We start from the raw sequence: 2,581 nt of genomic DNA, 5'->3' as shown, positions 1-2,581 counted from the left end.
TGCGGATTCCGACGATGCCGGCCGGCTATTCCGAACTGATCCCGGCCACCATTCCGATATGATGCCGGCCATCGTGAGCCTGATCGCGGGTATGTAATGGCATTGGGTTTTGGTGGCGGTCAAGCCGTTACGGCGGCGGTGTGGCGGCGCATGGACTCGCCGGTTATTTCGAGCCGATGGGCATTGTGGACCAGGCGGTCGAGGATGGCATCGGCGTAGGTTGGGTCACCGATCAACTCGTGCCAACGTGCCACGGGGAGCTGACTGGTGACGAGGGTCGAACACCGCCCATATCGGTCCTCAAGGATTTCAAGGAGGTGGTGCCGGGCGTTGCCGTCGAGGGGCTCAAGACCCCAGTCATCGAGGATGAGCAGATCAACCCGGGCCAAGCTTTTCATACGGGCTGCAATTCGGCCATCGCCTTTGGCAAGCGCCAGTTCCTCTATCAACCTTGGCAATCTGGTGTAGAGCACCGAGCGATTGTCGCGACACGCCTTGTGGCCCAGCGCGCAAGCCAACCAACTTTTGCCGACCCCGGTTGGCCCGATGATCGCGCAGTTTTCATGCCTTGTGATCCAGTCGCCCTTGATCAACGTGTCGAACAGGCGGCGATCGAGACCGCGAGGTGCGCGGTAATCGACGTCCTCGGGTATGGCGTGGTGCCGCAGGCGGGCATGGCGTAATCGTAAAGCAAGGCGTCGGTCGTTGCGGTAGGTGGCCTCATGATCGAGCAACAGCGCCAGCCATTCAGCATGGCTCAGGCCTGCCACTTCATCGTTGTTGCCCAGGTCTGTAAAAGCCTGTGCCATGCCACGCAGACCAAGCTGACCCAGCAAATCGAGGGTTGGATGTTTGAGCACTCTTGTTCCTTTCAGTGGTAGTATTGTGAGCCCCGGATGTTGGCGTGGTCGATCGGTGCGCGATCGGGGGATTTGGGCACCGGGACCTTGTCGAGCCCCTTCTCGAGGATCGATTTGACTGACGGATAATTGCGGGCCTGGATCTCCAGCGCTCGCAGCGCTGCGGCTTCGAGGCGCTCTGTACCGAAGCGCTTCTCAAGCCCGATGATCCCCAGACACGAACGGTAGCCTTGCTCGGGGTGCGGACGTCCCTCGATGATTTTCTCGACCAACAGCGAGAGCATCGGCCCGATGCGGGCTGCCTCCTCGCGGATCTTCGCTGGCGTCCATTCGCCATAACGCCGGTGACTGGCAGGCATATGTTCCGGGATTGTCGTGTGCCGGCCGTTGCCACTGCCGCGCATGTGCGCCGCGATCCGCTGGCCGCCGAGGAATATCTCCACAGTGCGCACGGTGAAGCGGGCTTCAACTTCGCGGCGGGCATAGCGGTAGGGGACTGAGTAGTGGTGCCGCTCGAGTGCGATATGATAATCGAGCCCGACCCGGCACCGCTTCCATTCGGCGTGAACCCAGGGATCGGGCGGCAGTGGCTTCAGGCTCGGAACGTCGATTTCTTCGAACATCTGGCGGCGGGTCTTGCCGAACTGGCGCACCACCCGCACGTCGTTGAGCCGTGTCATACATTCGGCGATCGCTGCGTTCAGTTCGGCCAAGCTGTGGAAAGTCCTGTTGCGCAGGCGGCCCAACAGCCAGCGCTCCACAATCCCGACACAGGCTTCGACCTTCGCCTTGTCGCGTGGCCTCCTCGGGCGCGTCGGCAGCACCGCGGTGCCGTAATGGCGGGCCATATCGGTGTAGCTGCGATTGACCATCGGATCGAACAGACATGCCTTGATGACGGCGACTTTGGCGTTGTCGGGCACCAACAGCTGCGGCACCCCGCCGAAGAAGGCGAAGGCCGCGTTGTGCCCTTCGATCCAGTCGCCCATCTGTTCAGTCCAGGTCGCAAGCGCGAACGACAGGCTTGAGCCGCCCATCACCGCGACGAAAATATGCGCCTCGCGGACCTCGCCGGTCTGCCGGTCGACCACCGGAACCGTGTCGCCGGCATAGTCGATGAACAGCTTCTCGCCGCCGCCGTGGTTTTGCCGCATCGTCAGCGGCAGCCGTCCTTCCCAGCCTCTGAACAGGTCACAGTACCGGCTATAGCGATAGCCGTCCGGATGTTCGGCGATGTATTCTTCCCACAACACCTGAAGCGTTACGTGCTTGCGCTTCATCTCGCGCGCAACGACTGACCAGTCCGGCTCTGGCAGCTTGCGCCGCCCTGGCTTCACACCGGCCGGGCCGTATAGGCGCATCTCAAGTTCTGCATCGTTGATCTCAGCCGGCACCGGCCACGACAGCCCAGATCGCTCAAAGCGCACGATCATGTCCCGTACCGTCGAACGGGCTACCCCAGTTATTCGGGCAACTTCCCGCATCGCTACGGCACCCTCGCGATGCAGTCTCATCACTTCGCGCACATCGCGCATCTTCGGCCTCCTCGTCGGCATCCATTCCTCCCAGCTGCTATTCAGCCGAAAAGATGGGTCCAACGATCAGGCTCCGCACCCCCGCAAAGGTGGCCGGGAATTCCTCGGAATGGTGGCCGGGATCAAATCGGAATCCCGGCCGGGATCAAATCGGAATGGTGGCCAGGTTCACCTCGGAATCCGCAC

The 2,581-nt window shown here is 61.9% G+C and carries 2 protein-coding genes; both read right to left on the bottom strand.

Annotation, left to right across the window (positions count from 1 at the left end):
- Positions 1-119 precede the first annotated feature (119 nt).
- The gene (gene istB / locus Y88_RS19040) at positions 120-860 is read right to left on the bottom strand and encodes an IS21-like element helper ATPase IstB (protein ID WP_081458684.1); all 741 of its coding nucleotides are present in this window, start codon (positions 858-860) and stop codon (positions 120-122) included.
- Between the two features lie 11 nt (positions 861-871).
- A complete protein-coding gene (gene istA / locus Y88_RS18635; protein WP_036499937.1) occupies positions 872-2,395 on the bottom strand; it encodes an IS21 family transposase in 1,524 nt (507 codons plus the stop codon).
- Positions 2,396-2,581 lie beyond the last annotated feature (186 nt).

Origin of the sequence: Novosphingobium nitrogenifigens DSM 19370 (genome assembly GCF_000192575.1) — a bacterium.
Lineage (GTDB): Bacteria > Pseudomonadota > Alphaproteobacteria > Sphingomonadales > Sphingomonadaceae > Novosphingobium > Novosphingobium nitrogenifigens.
This window is presented reverse-complemented; position numbering and strand designations above follow the sequence as displayed.

Excerpts from the sequence above, each read along its gene's own strand:
- istA (WP_036499937.1), bottom strand. The coding sequence starts at position 2,395 with ATGCGCGATGTGCGCGAAGTGATGAGACTGCATCGCGAGGGTGCCGTA.